Annotated in this window: 13 protein-coding genes; 5 read left to right on the top strand and 8 right to left on the bottom strand. The window is 67.8% G+C overall.

Translation table 11 applies throughout. From position 1 onward, the window contains the following. Positions 1-2 precede the first annotated feature (2 nt). From BLT45_RS07245 to BLT45_RS07260, 4 genes are all read right to left on the bottom strand, one after another. Positions 3-1,235 carry a serine hydrolase domain-containing protein gene (locus BLT45_RS07245; RefSeq protein ID WP_093296884.1) on the bottom strand — a complete coding sequence of 411 codons (1,233 nt, stop codon included), beginning with the start codon at positions 1,233-1,235 and terminating at the stop codon, positions 3-5. 32 nt (positions 1,236-1,267) lie between these two features. After that, a complete protein-coding gene (locus BLT45_RS07250; RefSeq protein WP_093296887.1) occupies positions 1,268-2,758 on the bottom strand; it encodes a CoA-acylating methylmalonate-semialdehyde dehydrogenase in 1,491 nt (496 codons plus the stop codon). A gap of 226 nt (positions 2,759-2,984) precedes the next feature. Continuing rightward, positions 2,985-4,100, bottom strand: a complete 1,116-nt coding sequence (gene ald / locus BLT45_RS07255; RefSeq protein WP_093296890.1) for an alanine dehydrogenase — start codon at positions 4,098-4,100, stop codon at positions 2,985-2,987. 66 nt (positions 4,101-4,166) lie between these two features. Next, positions 4,167-5,543: an omega-aminotransferase AptA gene (locus tag BLT45_RS07260; protein WP_093296893.1), complete on the bottom strand. Its 1,377-nt coding sequence runs from the start codon at positions 5,541-5,543 to the stop codon at positions 4,167-4,169. A 211-nt stretch (positions 5,544-5,754) separates the two neighbouring features. On the opposite strand from BLT45_RS07260, the gene BLT45_RS07265 reads away from it, so the two are divergent. The 3 genes from BLT45_RS07265 (at position 5,755) to BLT45_RS07275 (ending at position 9,489) form a co-directional block, all read left to right on the top strand. Beyond that, complete coding sequence (locus BLT45_RS07265; protein ID WP_093296896.1) at positions 5,755-6,303, top strand: cupin domain-containing protein; 549 nt, start codon at positions 5,755-5,757, stop codon at positions 6,301-6,303. 180 nt (positions 6,304-6,483) lie between these two features. Beyond that, positions 6,484-7,986 (top strand): aldehyde dehydrogenase, encoded by a 1,503-nt coding sequence (locus tag BLT45_RS07270; protein ID WP_093296899.1) that lies wholly within the window; start codon positions 6,484-6,486, stop codon positions 7,984-7,986. 213 nt (positions 7,987-8,199) lie between these two features. Then, on the top strand, positions 8,200-9,489 hold the full coding sequence (locus BLT45_RS07275) for an MFS transporter (RefSeq protein WP_093296902.1): 1,290 nt from the start codon (positions 8,200-8,202) through the stop codon (positions 9,487-9,489). Here BLT45_RS07275 and BLT45_RS07280 read toward each other — a convergent pair. The 4 genes from BLT45_RS07280 to BLT45_RS07295 form a co-directional block, all read right to left on the bottom strand. Further along, on the bottom strand, positions 9,486-9,947 hold the full coding sequence (locus BLT45_RS07280; protein ID WP_093296905.1) for a bacteriohemerythrin: 462 nt from the start codon (positions 9,945-9,947) through the stop codon (positions 9,486-9,488). The genes BLT45_RS07275 and BLT45_RS07280 overlap by 4 nt on opposite strands. A gap of 218 nt (positions 9,948-10,165) precedes the next feature. After that, positions 10,166-11,470, bottom strand: coding sequence for a GGDEF domain-containing response regulator (locus BLT45_RS07285; protein ID WP_093298666.1), 1,305 nt, complete (start codon positions 11,468-11,470; stop codon positions 10,166-10,168). A 96-nt stretch (positions 11,471-11,566) separates the two neighbouring features. Next, the gene (locus BLT45_RS07290) at positions 11,567-12,859 is read right to left on the bottom strand and encodes an NAD(P)/FAD-dependent oxidoreductase (protein ID WP_093296908.1); all 1,293 of its coding nucleotides are present in this window, start codon (positions 12,857-12,859) and stop codon (positions 11,567-11,569) included. Continuing rightward, a complete protein-coding gene (locus tag BLT45_RS07295) occupies positions 12,859-14,238 on the bottom strand; it encodes a glutamine synthetase family protein (RefSeq protein WP_093296911.1) in 1,380 nt (459 codons plus the stop codon). The genes BLT45_RS07290 and BLT45_RS07295 overlap by 1 nt, the downstream gene beginning before the upstream one ends. 209 nt (positions 14,239-14,447) lie before the next feature. On the opposite strand from BLT45_RS07295, the gene BLT45_RS07300 reads away from it, so the two are divergent. Next, positions 14,448-15,203, top strand: a complete 756-nt coding sequence (locus BLT45_RS07300) for a gamma-glutamyl-gamma-aminobutyrate hydrolase family protein (protein WP_093296914.1) — start codon at positions 14,448-14,450, stop codon at positions 15,201-15,203. Between the two features lie 102 nt (positions 15,204-15,305). Next, positions 15,306-16,700: a glutamine synthetase family protein gene (locus BLT45_RS07305; RefSeq protein ID WP_093296917.1), complete on the top strand. Its 1,395-nt coding sequence runs from the start codon at positions 15,306-15,308 to the stop codon at positions 16,698-16,700. Positions 16,701-16,724: the final 24 nt, after the last annotated feature.

Consider the following 16,724-nt stretch of genomic DNA (forward strand, 5'->3'; position numbering starts at 1 on the left):
GATCAGCGCGGCGCTTCGTCCACCGGCGCGCCGTCCGCCAGGGTCTCCTCGATGCGGCTGAAGGCGGAATGCGCGCCGGGCGGCGAACCTCCGGCATCCGTCGCGAAGTACGCCACGCCGGTGCCCCCGTGCGGGTCCAGCCACAGGCCCGACCGCAGGCCATAGGCATCGCCGGAGTGGCCGACACGTGCGACGCCGTCGCCGAACGGATCGTCGCCGCAGCCCCGCATGGGCGTGGCCAATGTCTGCACGGCCAGGCCATAACGGCAGAAGAACGCCTTCGCCGCGGCGCCGCCGGTGTCTTCCTCGTGGGTGATGCCGTTGTGGCCGTCGAAGGTCCACTGCGGCGTCGTCAGCGTCGCGACTGAGGTGGGCGCCAGCAGGCGCACACCATCCACCTCGCCGTTGTTCAGCAGCAGCCGGCCGATCTTCGCCAGCCCGTTGGCGGAAATGCGCAGGCCGCCCTGGGGCGAGAACAGCGCGCCGTTCTGGCCGGGCGCCCAGCGCGTGAGATCGCAAGGCTCGCCGTCGGCGACCACCACGGGGCAGGGCGGTGTGCCTGCACGGTTGTCGTCGCGGACCACCGCGCCGTCGCGGTACAGGACGACGGCGCGCGTGGCGGTGGCGTCGTCGCAGCTCGCCCAGTTGAAGCAGGCGTCCAGCTTCAGCGGCGCCAATACCAGGCGGTGCATCAGCCGGTCGAAGCGCTCGCCGGTGGCGTTCTCCATCGCCATCGCCACCAGCGGGAAATTGAGGTTCGTGTAGCGGAAGTGCGTGCCCGGCGCATGCGTGTCGTCCCACGCCTTCGGATCGTCGAGGATCGTCTTCAGCGGCGCACCCAGCGGCGTGGCGTAGTAGCCGGCGGCATCGGTCAGGCTGGAGCGGTGCGAGAGCAGCAGGCGCAGGGTGATCGGCGTGTCCGGATGGCGCGGATGGTGCAGCGTCCACCCCAGGTAGGTCGAGACGTCGGCATCGAGGTCGAGCGTGCCGGCTTCGACCAGCCGCATGACGCCGATCGACGTCACCAGCTTGGAGATCGAGGCAACGCGCACGGGGTCGTCGGCGGTCACCTTGCGGCCGGTGGCGAGGTCGGCGAGGCCCTCGGCGCGGGTGGCGACGATGCCATCGCGATCGAAGGCGACGCGGACCTGGGCGACGGGCTCGCCCGCCGATGCGGCCGACGACGCGATCAGGCAGGCCAGCGAGGCGAAGACGCGGAGACGATGTGACGACATGGGCCAGTACCGTGCGGGAGCCGGCCCCGACTTTACTTCATCGTCGGCATCACGAACTCGGCCGCGTGGGTCTCCGGCCAGCGGGCCGTGATGGTCTTCAGGCGCGTGTAGAAGCGCACGCCGTCGGGGCCGTGCACGTGCAGCGGGCCGAAGATCGAGCGTTTCCAGCCGCCGAAACTGTGGAAGGCCATCGGTACCGGGATCGGCACGTTGATGCCGACCATGCCGGCCTGCACGCGATGCGCGAACTCGCGCGCGGCGCCGCCATCGCGGGTGAACACGGCGGTGCCGTTGCCGTACTCGTGCTCGTTGACCAGCTTCAGCGCGGCCTCGAGATCGGGCACGCGCATCACGCAGAGCACGGGCCCGAAGATTTCTTCGCGGTAGATGGTCATGCCCGGCGTCACCCGGTCGAACAGGCAGCCGCCGAGGAAGAAACCGTCGGCGTGGCCGTCGACCACGTGCCCGCGACCATCGACGACGAGGTCCGCGCCCTCGGCCACGCCCGCATCGACGTAGCCGCGCACCTTGTCGCGATGCGCGCCGGTCACCAGCGGGCCCATCTCGGGATCCTGGCAACCGGGACCGATCTTCAGCGCCGCCACCTTGGGCGCCAGCGTGGCCACCAGCGCATCGGCCGTGGCATCGCCCACGCAGACGGCGACGGAGATCGCCATGCAGCGCTCGCCGGCCGAGCCGTAGCCGGCGCCGAGCAGCGCGGAGACGGCGCCGTCGAGGTCGGCATCGGGCAGGACGACCATGTGGTTCTTCGCGCCACCCAGCGCCTGCACGCGCTTGCCGTTGGCGCTGCCGCGGGCGTAGATGTATTGGGCGATCGGGGTGGAACCGACAAAGCTCAGCGCCTGCACGCGCGGTTCGTCCAGCAGCGCATCCACGGCGTCCTTGTCGCCATGGACGACGTTGAAGACGCCGTCCGGCAATCCCGCCCGCTTCAGCAGGTCGGCCATGAACAAGGCCGCGGACGGATCGCGCTCGGAGGGTTTCAAAACGAACGTGTTGCCGCAGGCCAGCGCCACCGGGAACATCCACAGCGGCACCATCGCGGGGAAGTTGAACGGCGTGATGCCGGCCACGACGCCCAGGGGCGCGTATTCGCTCCACGAATCGACGTCGCGGCCGACGTTCATCGAATGCTCGCCCTTGAGCAGGTGCGGGATGCCGCAGGCGAACTCCACGACTTCCAGGCCGCGGGTCACTTCGCCACGCGCATCGGACAGCACCTTGCCGTGTTCGGACGTGATGATCTTCGCCAACTCGCCGGCGTGCGTCTCCAGCAGCTCCTTGAAGCGGAACATCACCCGCGCGCGATTCAGCGGCGTGGTGGCGGCCCAGGCGGGAAAGGCGACGGACGCGGCGTCCACTGCCTGTTCCACGTCATCGGCCGAGGCCAGCGGCACGCGCGCGCTGACGGTTCCGGTGGCCGGGTCGAACACATCGCCATGGCGGCCGCTGCCGCCTTCCACCCGCTGTCCGTTGAAGAAATGGTGCAGCGCTTCGGTCATGGCGGACTACCTTGCTGGATCCCTCGCCCGCATGCGGGGAGAGGGTGCCCGGAGGGCGGGTGAGGGGCGACGGCGCCCTTGTCTTCAGTGGGATGAGGTGTTTCGAGTGTTGCGTTGTCCAATCGATCGATGGGTTCGTCATCGCCGGGGCGGTAGTGGCTCCGAAGTGCCCCTCATCCGCCTTCGGCACCTTCTCCCCGCAGGCGGGGAGAAGGGAATGGCAGGCTTACGCCAGCGCTTCGCGCGCCGGTGCGTAGGCGTAGCCGAGATCGTCGGCGACGGCCTTGTAGGTGATCTTGCCGGCGTGCACGTTGAGGCCGTTGAGCAGATGCTCGTCGTCCAGCAGCGCCTGCTTCGCGCCCTTGTTGGCCAGCTGCACGGCGAAGGGCAGGGTGGCGTTGGTCAGCGCGAACGTGGAGGTGCGGGCGACGCCGCCCGGCATGTTGGCCACGCAGTAGTGGATGATGCCGTCCACTTCGTACGTCGGGTTCTGGTGGGTGGTGGCCTTCGAAGTTTCGAAGCAGCCGCCCTGGTCGATCGCCACGTCCACCAGCACCGAGCCGGGACGCATCAGCTTCAGCTGGTCGCGCGAGACGAGCTTGGGCGCGGCGGCACCGGGGATCAGCACCGCACCGATCACCAGATCGGTGTCCGGCAGGCGCTCTTCGATGGCGTCGCGGGTGGAATAGATGGTGGTCAGCTGATGGCCGTACAGCTCGTCCAGATACTTCAGGCGGTCGAGCGAGCGGTCGAGGATGGTGACGTGCGCATTCATGCCCATCGCCATGCGCGCGGCGTTGATGCCGACCACGCCGCCGCCGATCACCAGCACTTCGGCCGGCTTCACGCCAGGCACGCCGCCCAGCAACACGCCGGAACCGCCCTGCGCCTTCTCCAGTGCGTGCGCACCGGCCTGGATCGACATGCGGCCGGCCACTTCCGACATCGGCGCGAGCAGCGGCAGGCCACCCTTGCGGTCGGTGACGGTTTCGTAGGCGATGCAGGTGGCGCCGGAGGCGACCAGCGCCTTGGTCTGCTCCGGATCGGGCGCGAGGTGCAGGTAGGTGTAGAGCACCTGGCCGGGGCGCAGCATGGCGCACTCGTTCGGCTGCGGCTCCTTCACCTTGATGATCATGTCGGCGCGGGCAAAGATCTCCGCGGCCGTATCGACGATCTGCGCGCCTGCCTTGACGTACTGGTCGTCGGTCAGGCCGATGGCCTTGCCGCCGTCGCGCTGGACGATGACCTGGTGGCCGTTCGAGACCAGCTCGCGCGCACCGGACGGGGTAAGCCCGATGCGGTATTCGTGGTTCTTAATTTCCTTGGGGACGCCAATCAGCATGTTGCTCTCCAGTAGCGGGAAGGGGCTTCGCGCGCGGGGGAGCGCTGGGGCCGTTGGTCCGTAATTTTACGCGGTTGCCCGTATGGTGTCCGCCAGGACATTCACGATCCGGTCGATGTGGTCCTTTTCCACGATCAGCGGAGGCGACAGGGCGATCACGTCGCCGGTCACCCGGGTCAGCAGGTGTCCCTCGTGGAAGGCGCGGGCGAAGACGTCGTAGGCCCGGGTGCCGGGCGCGCCCGGGCGCGGGGCCAGTTCGATGGCGCCGACCAGGCCGAAGTTGCGGATGTCGATGACGTTCGGCAGGTCCTTCAGCGAGTGCAGCGCCTCCTGCCAGTAATCACCCAGGCTGAGCGCCTTGTCGAACAGGTTTTCCTCCTCGTACGTGTCCAGCGTGGCGAGCGCGGCGGCGCAGGCCAGCGGATGGCCGGAGTAGGTGTAACCATGGAACATGTCGATGGCGTTGTCCGGGCCGCTCATGAAGGCGTCGAACAGGCGTTCGGAGACGAAGGTGGCGCCCATCGGCACGCAGCCGTTGGTGATGCCCTTCGCCGCCGTGATCATGTCGGGCGTGACGCCGAAGCGCTGCGCGCCGAAGGCATGACCGACGCGGCCGAAGCCGGTGATCACTTCGTCGAAGATCAGCAGGATGCCGTGCTTGTCGCAGATCTCGCGCAGCCGCTGCAGGTAGCCCTGTGGCGGAATGACCACGCCGGCCGAACCGGAGATCGGTTCGACGATGACCGCGGCGATCGTCGAGGCGTCGTACAGCGCGATCTGGCGCTCGAGGTCCTCGGCCAGTTCGATGCCGTGCGGCGGCACGCCCTTGGAGAACGCGTTGCGCGACACGTCCAGCGTGTGGCGGATGTGCGACACCGCCGGCAGGCCGGGGCCGAACCACTTGCGGTTGTTCGGCAGGCCACCGACGGACATGCCGCCGAAGCCGACGCCGTGGTAGCCCTTCTCGCGACCGATGAAGCGCGTGCGCTGCCCTTCGCCGCGCACGCGGTGGTAGGCCAGTGCGATCTTCAGCGCGCTGTCCACCGCTTCGGAGCCGGAGTTGCTGAAGAAGACCTTGTGGAGATCACCCGGCGCCAGCGCGGCCAGGCGCTCGGCCAGCTTGAACGGCAGCGGCGAGCTCATCGAGAAATTGGGCGCGAAGTCCAGCGTGCCGACCTGCTGCTTCACCGCTTCGACGATGCGCGGACGGGCATGGCCGGCGTTGCAGCACCACAGGCCCGCCGTGGCATCCAGCACCTCGTGGCCGTCGACGTCCTTGTAGTACATGCCCGATGCGCTCGCCAGCAGGCGCGGCTTGGCCTTGAACTGCTTGTTCGCCGTGAACGGCATCCAGAAGTGGTCGAGCGAGGCTGGGGCCTCGAGGTTCTGGCGGGCGTAGTGGTCTGCCAGGGCGCGGGAAGAGGAAGTGTCGTCGGCGCTCATCGCGGCTCCAGGGGGGAACGGGGCGGATGGGCGAAGCTTAGCGCGTTGAAAAAACTTTACAACCGTGCGGAAGGTTGGATTCGCCGCGCAAATGCCCGCCAGGCCGCCGTCGTTCACGCCCCGCGCGAAAGCCCGAAACGCCTGGATTGACCCGCCTGCCCCGGGGTGTAAAGTATCCCGCAACACTTTCCGCTTTCCTGCCAGGGTGGTGATGGACATCGGCGCGCGCCTGCAACTGGTCCGCAAATCCAAAGGCCTCAGCCAGCGCGAGCTGGCCAAGCGCGTGGGCGTCACCAACAGCACCATTTCGCTGATCGAGCAGAACAAGGTCAGCCCCTCGGTCAGTTCGTTGAAGAAGGTGCTGGACGGCATCCCGATCTCGCTGGCCGACTTCTTCACCCTGGACCTCGAGAAGGGCCTGCCCGACAGTCCGTTCTACGTCGCCGATGAGTTGCCCGACGTCGGCAGCAACGGGATCCACTACTTCCTCGTCGGCCGGCACCGCCCGCAGCGGCAGATGTGCATCCTGCGCGAAGTGATGCCGCCGGGCAGCGATACCGGCGACAGCATGCTGGCGCACGACGGCGAGGAAGGCGGCGTGGTGATCGCCGGCGAGGTGGAAGTGACCGTCGGCGAGCAGGTCCGTGTCTTGAAGGCCGGCGAGGGCTATTACTTCGAAAGCCGGACGCCGCATCGCTTCCGTAATGTCGGCGACACCGATGCCGTGATTGTCAGCGCCAATACACCGGCGACGTTCTAGATATTTCGAGCCCCTCTCCCGTCGGCGACCGAAGGAAGTCTCGTGGGAGAGAGGGTTGGGGTGAGGGTCCGGCGAAGCCAGTGAGTTACCGGCCTCATGGACTCCGCCGAACCCTCATCCGGCGCTTCGCGCCACCTTCTCCCGGTGGGAGAAGGGCAAGAAAGACAACCTGGAGCCTCCATGAGCAATCCCCGCACGCAACAGGACTGGCAGGCGATGGCCGGTGCGCTGTCGATCCGCACACAGGCTTTCATCGACGGCAAGTACGTCGATGCCGCTTCGGGAAAGACCTTCGACTGCGTCAGTCCCATCGATGGGCGCGTGCTCGGCCAGGTGGCCGATGGCCAGGAAGAGGACATCAATCGCGCCGTTGCCGCTGCGCGTCGCAGCTTCGATGCGGGCGCGTGGTCCAACGCGCGTCCGACCCACCGCAAGAAGGTGCTGCTCAAGCTCACCCAACTGATCGAACAACACGCCGACGAACTGGCGCTGCTGGAATCGCTGGACATGGGCAAGCCGGTCGGCGATGCGCGCAGCGTCGACGTCGCGGCGACCATCCGCTGCATGGGCTGGACCGCCGAGGCGCTGGACAAGGTGTATGGCGAAGTCGCCGCCACCGGCCAGGACGAACTCGGCCTGGTGACGCGCGAACCGCTGGGCGTGATCGGTGCCATCGTGCCGTGGAATTTCCCGCTGCTGATGGCGACGTGGAAGCTGGCGCCGGCGCTGGCGATGGGTAACTCCATCGTGCTCAAACCTTCGGAGAAGTCGCCGCTGACCGCGATCCGCCTGGCCGAACTGGCGATCGAGGCCGGCATCCCCGCGGGCGTGCTCAACGTGGTGCCCGGCTTCGGCAAGACCGCCGGCGAGCCGCTGGCGCTGCACATGGATGTGGACGGGCTGGTGTTCACCGGCTCCACCGCGGTCGGCAAGCGCCTGCTGCAGTGCGCCGGCCTGTCGAACATGAAGCGCGCCTACATGGAATGCGGCGGCAAGAGCCCGAACATCGTCTTCGCCGATGCGCACGACCTGGAGGTCGCGGCGAAGGCCGCGGCAGGCGGCATCTTCTACAACCAGGGCGAAGTCTGCACGGCGGCCTCGCGCCTGCTCGTCGAGCGCTCCATCAAGGACGAGTTCGTCGCCCGCGTGGTCGAAGCCGGCAAGGCCATGCGCCCGCGCCACCCCCTGGACCCCGGCGCGCCGATGGGCGCGATGGTCGACGAAGGGCAGACGAGGCGCGTGCTCGACTACATCGAGAAGGGCAAGGCCGAGGGCGCCCGGTTGGCACTGGGCGGCCTGCGCGCCGACGTGGTGAGCGGCGGCTGCTACATCGAGCCGACCGTGTTCGACGACGTTGCGCACGACCACACGATCAGCCGCGAGGAGATATTCGGGCCGGTGCTGTCGGTGATCGCGTTCGACAGCGAAGAAGAAGCGCTGCGGATGGCCAACGACAGCGAGTACGGACTGGCGGCCGGCGTGTGGACGCGCGACATCAGTCGCGCGCACCGCGTGGCGCGCAAGCTGCGCGCGGGTAGCGTGTGGGTGAACTACTGGGACGGCGGCGACATGACTGCGCCGTTCGGCGGATACAAGCAGTCCGGCAACGGCCGCGACAAGTCGCTGCACGCCTTCGACAAGTACACCGAGATCAAGGCGACCTGGATCAACCTGGGCAGCTGATCCCATGCTCCCTTCTCCCCGCATGCGGGGAGAAGGTGCCCGGAGGGCGGATAAGGGCGTGCGCGACCTGGGCGTCGTCGCGGCGCCTGTTTTGCGCGGATTCCGTCCGCCCCTCACCCGCCTCCGGCACCCTCTCCCCGCACGTGGGGAGAGGGGACTCACGACAAGAAGTTCTTCTGCCAGAATCGCCCCGTCCCACCGACCGGCCCGTCCATGACCGCTACCGCCACCGTTGCCCCCGCACCGGCCAATTCGCCCGGCCGCGTGCTGTTCGCCAGCCTGATCGGCACCACGATCGAGTTCTTCGATTTCTACATCTACGCCACGGCGGCGGTGATCGTCTTCCCGAAGCTGTTCTTCCCGCAGAGCGATCCGGCGACCGCGACCCTGCAGTCGTTCGCGACCTTCGCGCTGGCCTTCATCGCGCGGCCGGTGGGGTCGGCATTGTTCGGCCACTTCGGCGACCGCATCGGCCGCAAGGCGACGCTGGTAGCGGCCTTGCTGACGATGGGCATTTCCACGGTCGTCATCGGCCTGCTGCCGACGTACGCACAGGTCGGCGTGCTGGCGCCCGCGTTGCTGGCGCTGTGCCGGTTGGGGCAGGGCATCGGCCTGGGGGGCGAATGGGGCGGCGCCGTGCTGCTGGCCACCGAGAATGCGCCGCCGGGCAAGCTCGCGTGGTACGGCATGTTCCCGCAGTTGGGCGCGCCTATCGGCTTTCTTTGCTCGACCGGCATCTTCCTGTTGCTGACGGAAGTGATGACCGACGCGCAGTTCCTGGCGTGGGGCTGGCGCATCCCGTTCCTGGCCAGTGCGGCGCTCGTCTTCGTCGGCCTGTGGGTGCGGCTGCGGATCACCGAGACGCCGGATTTCCAGAAGGCGCTCGACAAGGACGAACGGGTGAAGGTGCCGATGCTGACCGCGGTGCGCGAGCATCCGTTCGCCCTGATCGCGGGCACGTTCGCACTGGTCGCGACCTTCGTCCTGTTCTACCTGATGACCGTGTTCGCGCTCAGCTGGGGCACGTCCAAGCTCGGGTATTCCCGCGAGCATTTCCTGATGCTGCAGATGGTCGGCGTGCTGTTCTTCGCGCTGACCATCCCGTTGTCGGCGCTGTATGCAGACCGCTATGGCCGGCGCAACGCGATGATCGTGGCGACGGTGCTGATCATCGGCTTCGGTTTCGTCTTCGCGCCGTTGCTGGAATCGGGCAGCGACCTGGGCGTGCTCGCCTTCCTGGCGCTGGGGCTGGGCGCGATGGGGCTGACCTACGGGCCGTGCGGGACGATCCTGGCGGAAATGTTCCCCACCGCGGTGCGCTACACCGGGGCCTCGCTGGCGTTCAATCTCGCGGGCATCCTCGGCGCCTCCCCCGCGCCCTACATCGCCACGCGCCTGGGCGAACGCTACGGCCTCGCCTCGGTGGGCGGGTATCTCGCCGGCATGGCCGCGTTGACCCTGCTGGCGCTGTTGCTCATGCCGCGGCCACGCGTGACCCGTTAACCGAACAGGCGCTTCACCGTGCGGCTGAGCCAGCCGCCCTGTTGGTGCTCGCGGACGAACCGGTTGAGGTGCCGCTTCACCGAGTCCGCGTAAGCCTTGTCGTCGTTGCGGATATGGTTGAACAGCCAGCGCGACAGCATGCTGCGCAGGTCATCAACGATATCCTCGCCCGCCTCGAAGCGCAGGCGGTACTCGGACACGCGCTTGGTGAACACCTCGTGCACGCGCTTGTGCGCCGCGCTGAACGGATAGCCGGCTTCCTCCATCAGCTCTTCCTCGAAGGCGAAGTGCGACAGCGTGTAGTCGACCAGTTCGTCGATGACTTCGCCGACGGCAAAGCGCTCCATCGATTTCTGGGTCACGTGGAGGTGGTTGATCATCTCCACGATGCGGCGGTGCTGGCCATCGATGATGTCGATGCCCGTATCCATGTCGTCCTGCCAGATCAGCAGTGTCATCGCGTATCCCCTGCCGGCGGATGCCGGAATGCACAAGGGAATCTAGGTGCGCGCAGCCCTCGCGGCATTGATCCCGATCAATGTCGCATGCGACGGACAGTCGCAGGGGCTGTAATGAGCGGTGTGGGAGCGACGTAAGTCGCGAGCTCTTACCTCAGCGACTCGAAAGCTCGCGACTTACGTCGCTCACAGGAGAGGGTCCCAACAAGGAGAGAACCTCAGCCGCTCGAGACCACCCGGTTCCGGCCGCCGGCCTTGGCCAGGTACAGGCGCCGGTCGGCTTCGCTGAGCAGGTGGTTGAGGGTCTGGCCCGGGAAGCGCGTGCGGAACACGCCGATGCTGACGGTCATCTTCAGCTTGCGATCGCCGATATCGACTTCGAGCGCCTCGATGGCGGCGCGCAGCGACTCGAAGTGCTCCACCGACTCGCTTTCGCCCAGGTAGGGCACCAGCGCGCAGAACTCTTCGCCGCCGAACCGCGCGACGAGATCCTGCGTGCCCGCGTGGCGGGCGATGGTCTGTGCGACCGCCTTCAGCGCCACGTCGCCGGCTTCGTGGCCGTAGGTGTCGTTGATGTGCTTGAAGTGGTCGATGTCCACGATCGCCGCAGTCACCGCCTGCTGCCGGCCCAGCGTGTTGGGCAACAGCGCGTGGCATTCGGCGAGGAAGTGGCGTCGGTTCGGCAGGCCGGTCAGGAAGTCGCGCGTGGCGAGGTCCTGCAGCGTGCCGATCAGTTCCAGCTGGTCGATGTTCTGAGACACGCGGCAGAAGAACTCCTCGCGCGAGAACGGCTTGTGCAGGAAATCGTTGGCGCCGCTCTTCAGGAAGCGCGGCACCAGGCTGCCGTCGCTGGTGCCGGAGATGCCGATGATGGCCAGGTGGTCGCGGGCGTGACGGGCGCGCAGGCGGCGGGTGAATTCGTGCCCCTTCATGCCGGGCATCTCCTGGTCGACGATGGCCAGGCGGATGTCGGGATTCGCATCCAGCATGGCCAGGCCGGCCTCGCCGTCGGCGGCCTCGACCACGCGGAAGCCGTACATCGAAAGCAGGGCGGCCGCGTGCTGGCGAGCGGAGCGCGAGTCGTCGACGACCAGCGCGGCGATGCGCCGGTTGCGCTCGAGCCGCTGAACCAGCCACACCAGGTAGTCGATGCTGCCGGGGGTGTTCTTCAGTACGTAGTCGACGACCTGCCGGCGCAGGACCTGCTCGCGCAGCCCGTCGTCGTAGACGCCGCTGACCACCACGGTCGGCAGCTGGCGCGACAGGAAGAATTCCACCACCTCGTCGTGGCTGCCGTCGGCCAGGACCAGGCTGGTGACGGCCATGAACCAGTCCGGATGACGCTCCAGCGCCGCGCGCGCTTCGGCGAGCGTGGCCGCGTAGACGACGGGCAGGTTGAGCTTCTGCTCGATCGCCTCGCCGATCAGGCGTGCGTGCGTGCGCGAGTTCTCCACCACCAGAATGCGCTGGGGCAGCGGGGACGGGCTGGCGGGTGCGGGCGAGGCACGCAGGGGTGTCGGCATCGTCATGGGCGTTACGGAGGTTCCATGCCTCCCTATCGGCACGCCGGGCGCGGGCTTGAGAGCGCCGTCACGAAAATGAAACCCGACGTCGGCCGCCTACCAGAGCGCGTCGCGCAGCTTGTACCAAGCCATCGCGGCCACCAGCAGGGGCGTGCGCAGGGCGCGGCCGCCGGGGAAGGGCAGGTGGTCGATCTTCGCGAACAGGTCCAGCCGCTCCGATTGTCCGCGGATCGCCTGGGCGAGGGTGGTGCCGGCCAGACCGGCGGCGATGAGTCCGTGTCCGGAGAAGCCCTGGGCGAAATAGAGGTTCGGCGTCAGCCGGCCCCAGTGCGGGGCGCGGTTGAGCGAGATGTCGATCATCCCGCCCCAGAGGTATTCGATGCCGACATCGCGCAACTGCGGGAACACGCGGTGCATGCGTCGCGTCATCACCCCGCGCAGGTTCGGCGGGGGCAGGGTGGAATAGCTCGCGCGGCCGCCGAACAGCACGCGGTGGTCGCGACCCAGGCGGAAGTAGTCCAGCGCCCAGTTGGTGTCGGCCACCGCCATGTCGTTGCGGATCAGGGCACGCGTGCGTTGCTCGCCCAGCGGGGGCGTGGCGGCGATGTAGGTGCCCACCGGCATCACCCGCGACTCGAGTTCGGGAGCGATGCCGCGCACCAGCGCATTGCCGGCCAGGATGACGTGGTCGCAGACCACCTCGCCGGTCGCGGTCTTCAGCACGGGACGCGCGCCGCGCACCAGTCCGGTGACGCGCGAACCCTCGAATATCCGTGCGCCGGCCTCCAACGCGGCGCGGCCCAGCCCCAAAGCGTAGGCCAGCGGATGCAGGTGGCCGCTCACCGGGTCGTACATCGCGCCGAGGTAGCGGTCGCTGGCCAGTTCGCTGCGCAGGCGCTCGCGGCTCCACCACTGCACGGGGTGGCCGTAGCGGGTGTTGAAGTCTTCGACGGCCTGTTCGACCTCGCGCTGCTGGCGCGGCTTGATCGGCACGGTGGCGTGGCCATCGCGCCAGTCGCAATCGATCCCGTGGCGGTCGATCCGGCCGCGCAACCAGTGCAGGCCGTCGACTGAAAGATCGAACATCTTCTTCGCGTCGTCGAAGCCGACCAGTGCTTCCAGCTTGGCTTCGCCGCAACCGAAACCCGCGATGGCCTGGCCGCCGTTCCGGCCCGAGGCGCCCCAGCCGATGCGCTCGGCTTCCAGCACGACGACCTTGTAACCCGCCTCGGCCAACTCCAATGCCGCCGACAGGCCGGTGTAGCCGGCGCCGAGGATGCAGACATCGGCCTCGATGCGCCCTTCCAGCACCGGCTGCATGGGCAGCGGTGGCGTGCTGGCTGCGTACCAGCTGTCGGGATAGGTGCGCTTGGCGGAGGCCGGGGACATCACACCGCCCGCAGATACCACGCGTACTCCAGGTCGGTCACCTCGGTGTAGAAGCTGTGCATCTCCTTGAGCTTCTGCTGGCCGTAGATGTGCTGGAAGGACGTGCCGAACTGCTCGCGGATGAACTCGCTGCCCATGAAGGCGGCGATGGCCTCGCGCCAGTACGGCGTGCGGATCTCGGTCTGGTCGTAAGCGTTGCCGGTGACCGGCGGGCCGGGGTCAAAGCCCTGTTCGATCCCGTGCAGCATGCCGGCCAGCACGGCGGCGGTGACCAGGTAGATGTTGGCGTCGGCGCCCGCGATGCGGTGCTCGATGCGCGTGTTCGCCTCGTCGCTGTGCGGGATGCGCATGGCGACGGTGCGGTTGTTGTAGCCCCACACGTCGTTGAGCGGCACGAAGGCGTTGAGCACGAAGCGCCGGTAGCTGTTGGCGTGCGGCGCGAACAGCAGCAGGCAATCCTGGTCGCTGCGCTGCAGGCCGCCGATGGCGTGCCTCAGTGCGTCGGCCGGCGCCGTCTGCGGCGAAGCGAAGATGTTGCGACCCTCGGCGTCCAGCACGCTGGCGTGGATGTGCATGCCGCTGCCGGCCTGGTCGGCGAAGGGCTTGGCCATGAAGCTGGCCATCAGGCCCTGCTGCTGGGCGACGGCCTTGATCGCGCGCTTGAGGTAGATCGCGTCGTCGCAGGCGAGCAGGGCGTCGTCGCGGTGCTTGAGGTTGATCTCGAACTGGCCGGGCGCGTACTCCGCCACCGCGGTGTCCGCGGGAATGCGCTGCGCGCGGCACGCGGCGGCGACCGCGTCGGTGAAGCCGCGGTAGTCGTTCAGGTCTTCCATGTAGTAGACCTGCGTGCTGGTGTTGCGCTGCCCCGTCGCCGGGTTGATCGACGTGCGCGGCCGACCGGCGTCGTCCATGCGCTGGTCGAACAGGTAGAACTCCAGTTCCACCGCCACCACGGGCTTCAGCCCGCGCGCCGCATAGCGTGCCAGCACGCGCTTCAGCACTTCGCGCGGGTTGGCTTCGAACATGCCGCCCTGCGCATCCTCCATGCTCAACAGCAGCTGTGCGGCCGGACAGGGCGACCACGGCACCGCGCGCAGCGATCCCGGCACGGGCCGGCACACGCGGTCTTCGTCGCCGATGTCGTACCCCAGTCCGGTCTCCTCCACCGTGTTGCCGGTGATGTCGGTGGCGATCAGCGACATCGGCAGGCAGACGCCGTCGCGATAGACCTTCTCCAGTGCGTCGCGGGTCACCCGCTTGCCGCGCAGCAGCCCGTTCATGTCCGGCAGCAGCAGGTCGATCTGCTCGCAGTCGGGCAGGGCGGCCAGCGTGGCGGCATCGTCGGCAGGCAGGGGAGACGCGGCGGAATCGGGGCGCATGAGGGCGTTCCTGGAGGCTGCGGCGCAGCTTAGCAGAGCGGCGCCTGCGTCAAGAATACTCAACGCAAGAATCCCGGGAGGTGGCGGAAACGCCCTAAATGGGTGCCGCGCCGCACCATATCGGCGCTGAAATCGTCGCTGGCGGCGCTCGTGTTGTAAAAATAAAACGGCCGGGTTAACTTGCCCGGAAGCCATTCCGGGCTTCCTGCATGACCCCGCTGCCGCGGGTCGGTCTTCCGACCGACCACAAGCAAATCGGTGCGCATCCCTTCCTTGCCGTTGGCGAGAAGTACGTGCGCGCGGTGGTCGACGGGGCCGGTTGCCTGCCGTTGCTGGTGCCGACGCTGGACCCCGTGCTGCCGCTGCGCGACGTGCTCGCCGGCCTGGACGGGTTGCTGCTGACCGGCGCCGTCAGCAACATCGAACCGCACCATTACAGCGACGAATCCAGCTACGAGGGCAACCTGTTGGATCCGCGCCGCGACGCGACCAACCTGCCGCTGATCCCGCTCGCCATCGAGATGGGCGTGCCGGTACTGGCGATATGCCGCGGGTTCCAGGAAGTGAACGTCGCGTTCGGTGGCAGCCTGTACCAGAAGGTGCACGAGCAGCCGGGCTTCATGGACCACCGCGAGAACAAGGACGATCCGTTGGACGTGCAGTACGGCCCGGCGCATGGCGTCGCGCTGGTGCCGGGCGGATTGCTGGCCACGCTGGCCGGCGAGACCCAGGCGGTCGTGAATTCCCTGCATGGCCAGGGCGTGCGTCGCCTGGGCGAAGGTTTGGTCGTGGAGGCGCAGGCGCCGGACGGCTTGATCGAGGCGTATCGCCACGACGGCCCGGCCTTCATGCTCGCCGTGCAATGGCACCCGGAATGGAAGGTGCGGGAGAACCCGTTCTACCTCGCGATCTTCGGCGCTTTCGGCGATGCCTGCCGCGCGCGCGCGGCGCGGAGGGCGTCATGAAGCGGCGGCACCCGCCGCCATGGGAGGGCGGACGCTGACGCGTCCGTGCCGCATGCGTCCGGCGCCCTGCGCCGGCTCTTCCCTCCCAGGACCGTCTTTCCCATGAGCCAGAAACAATCCCAGCGAAAAACCAAGGCCGACACGGCCGAGCTGTCCGAAAGCTCCCTGCGCCGCTGGCTGAAGGAGCGCAGCATCACCGAAGTCGAGTGCCTGGTACCCGATATCACCGGCAATGCGCGCGGCAAGATCATTCCGGCCGACAAGTTCAGCCACGACTACGGCACGCGGTTGCCGGAAGGCATCTTCGCCACCACCGTCACCGGCGATTACCCCGATGACTACTACGAGCTGACCTCGCCGTCGGATTCGGACATGTTCCTCCGCCCGGATCCGGATACCGTGCGCATGGTGCCGTGGGCGGCGGATCCGACCGCGCAGGTCATCCACGACTGCTACACCAAGGACGGCAAGCCGCACGAGCTGGCGCCACGCAACGTCCTGCGGCGCGTGCTGGCCGCCTACGAGAAGGAGGGCCTGCGCCCGGTGGTGGCGCCGGAGCTGGAATTCTTCCTCGTCCAGAAGAACACCGATCCGGATTTCCCGCTGTTGCCGCCGGCCGGCCGCTCGGGCCGACCCGAGACCGCGCGCCAGTCGTATTCGATCGACGCGGTCAACGAGTTCGACCCCATCCTCGACCTGATGTACGACTACTGCGAGGCGATGGAGCTGGACGTGGATACGCTGATCCACGAGTCGGGCGCCGCGCAGCTGGAAGTCAACTTCACCCACGACGACGCGCTGTCGCGCGCGGACCAGGTGTTCCTGTTCAAGCGCACCATGCGCGAAGCGGCGCTGCGCCACGGCGTCTATGCCACGTTCCTGGCCAAGCCGATGGAGAACGAGCCCGGCAGCGCGATGCATATCCACCAGAGCCTGATTGACGTCAAGTCCGGTCGCAACGTGTTCGCAGGCAAGTCCGAGGGCAAGGGGAGCAAGCTGTTCGGGCACTATCTGGGCGGACTGCAGAAGTACGTGCCGATGGCGATGGCGTTCTTCGGCCCCAACGTCAATTCGTACCGCCGGCTCGCGCTGGGGCAGGTGGCGCCGATCAACGTGCAGTGGGGGTACGACAACCGCACCTGCGGTCTGCGCGTGCCCATGGACACGCCCGAGAACATGCGCGTCGAGAGCCGCTTCGCGGGCTCGGACGCCAATCCCTACCTGGCGATGGCCGGCACCCTGGCCTGCGGCCTGATGGGTATCCGCGAACAGCTCAAGCCGACCGAGCCGCTGGCGAGCAGCGCCCAGGACATCGGCTTCGAGTTGCCGCGCTCGCTGGGCGAAGCGCTGGACGAACTCGAAGGCTGCAAGCCGCTGCAGGACCTGATGGGTGCGCGCTTCGTGCGCGCGTACGTCTCGGTCAAGCGCAAGGAATACGAGACCTTCTTCCGCGTGATCAGTTCGTGGGAGCGGGAATTCCTGCTGTTGAACGTCTGATTCGTAACCTTTCCCAGATTCTTC

The organism is Pseudoxanthomonas sp. CF385 (assembly GCF_900104255.1).
Classification (GTDB): domain Bacteria; phylum Pseudomonadota; class Gammaproteobacteria; order Xanthomonadales; family Xanthomonadaceae; genus Pseudoxanthomonas_A.

Excerpts from the sequence above, each read along its gene's own strand:
- BLT45_RS07295 (WP_093296911.1), bottom strand. The coding sequence starts at position 14,238 with ATGCGCCCCGATTCCGCCGCGTCTCCCCTGCCTGCCGACGATGCCGCC.
- BLT45_RS07270 (WP_093296899.1), top strand. The coding sequence starts at position 6,484 with ATGAGCAATCCCCGCACGCAACAGGACTGGCAGGCGATGGCCGGTGCG.
- BLT45_RS07250 (WP_093296887.1), bottom strand. The coding sequence starts at position 2,758 with ATGACCGAAGCGCTGCACCATTTCTTCAACGGACAGCGGGTGGAAGGC.
- BLT45_RS07305 (WP_093296917.1), top strand. The coding sequence starts at position 15,306 with ATGAGCCAGAAACAATCCCAGCGAAAAACCAAGGCCGACACGGCCGAG.
- BLT45_RS07285 (WP_093298666.1), bottom strand. The coding sequence starts at position 11,470 with ATGCCGACACCCCTGCGTGCCTCGCCCGCACCCGCCAGCCCGTCCCCG.
- BLT45_RS07300 (WP_093296914.1), top strand. The coding sequence starts at position 14,448 with ATGACCCCGCTGCCGCGGGTCGGTCTTCCGACCGACCACAAGCAAATC.
- BLT45_RS07275 (WP_093296902.1), top strand. The coding sequence starts at position 8,200 with ATGACCGCTACCGCCACCGTTGCCCCCGCACCGGCCAATTCGCCCGGC.
- BLT45_RS07290 (WP_093296908.1), bottom strand. The coding sequence starts at position 12,859 with ATGTCCCCGGCCTCCGCCAAGCGCACCTATCCCGACAGCTGGTACGCA.
- ald (WP_093296890.1), bottom strand. The coding sequence starts at position 4,100 with ATGCTGATTGGCGTCCCCAAGGAAATTAAGAACCACGAATACCGCATC.
- BLT45_RS07280 (WP_093296905.1), bottom strand. The coding sequence starts at position 9,947 with ATGACACTGCTGATCTGGCAGGACGACATGGATACGGGCATCGACATC.
- BLT45_RS07245 (WP_093296884.1), bottom strand. The coding sequence starts at position 1,235 with ATGTCGTCACATCGTCTCCGCGTCTTCGCCTCGCTGGCCTGCCTGATC.
- BLT45_RS07265 (WP_093296896.1), top strand. The coding sequence starts at position 5,755 with ATGGACATCGGCGCGCGCCTGCAACTGGTCCGCAAATCCAAAGGCCTC.
- BLT45_RS07260 (WP_093296893.1), bottom strand. The coding sequence starts at position 5,543 with ATGAGCGCCGACGACACTTCCTCTTCCCGCGCCCTGGCAGACCACTAC.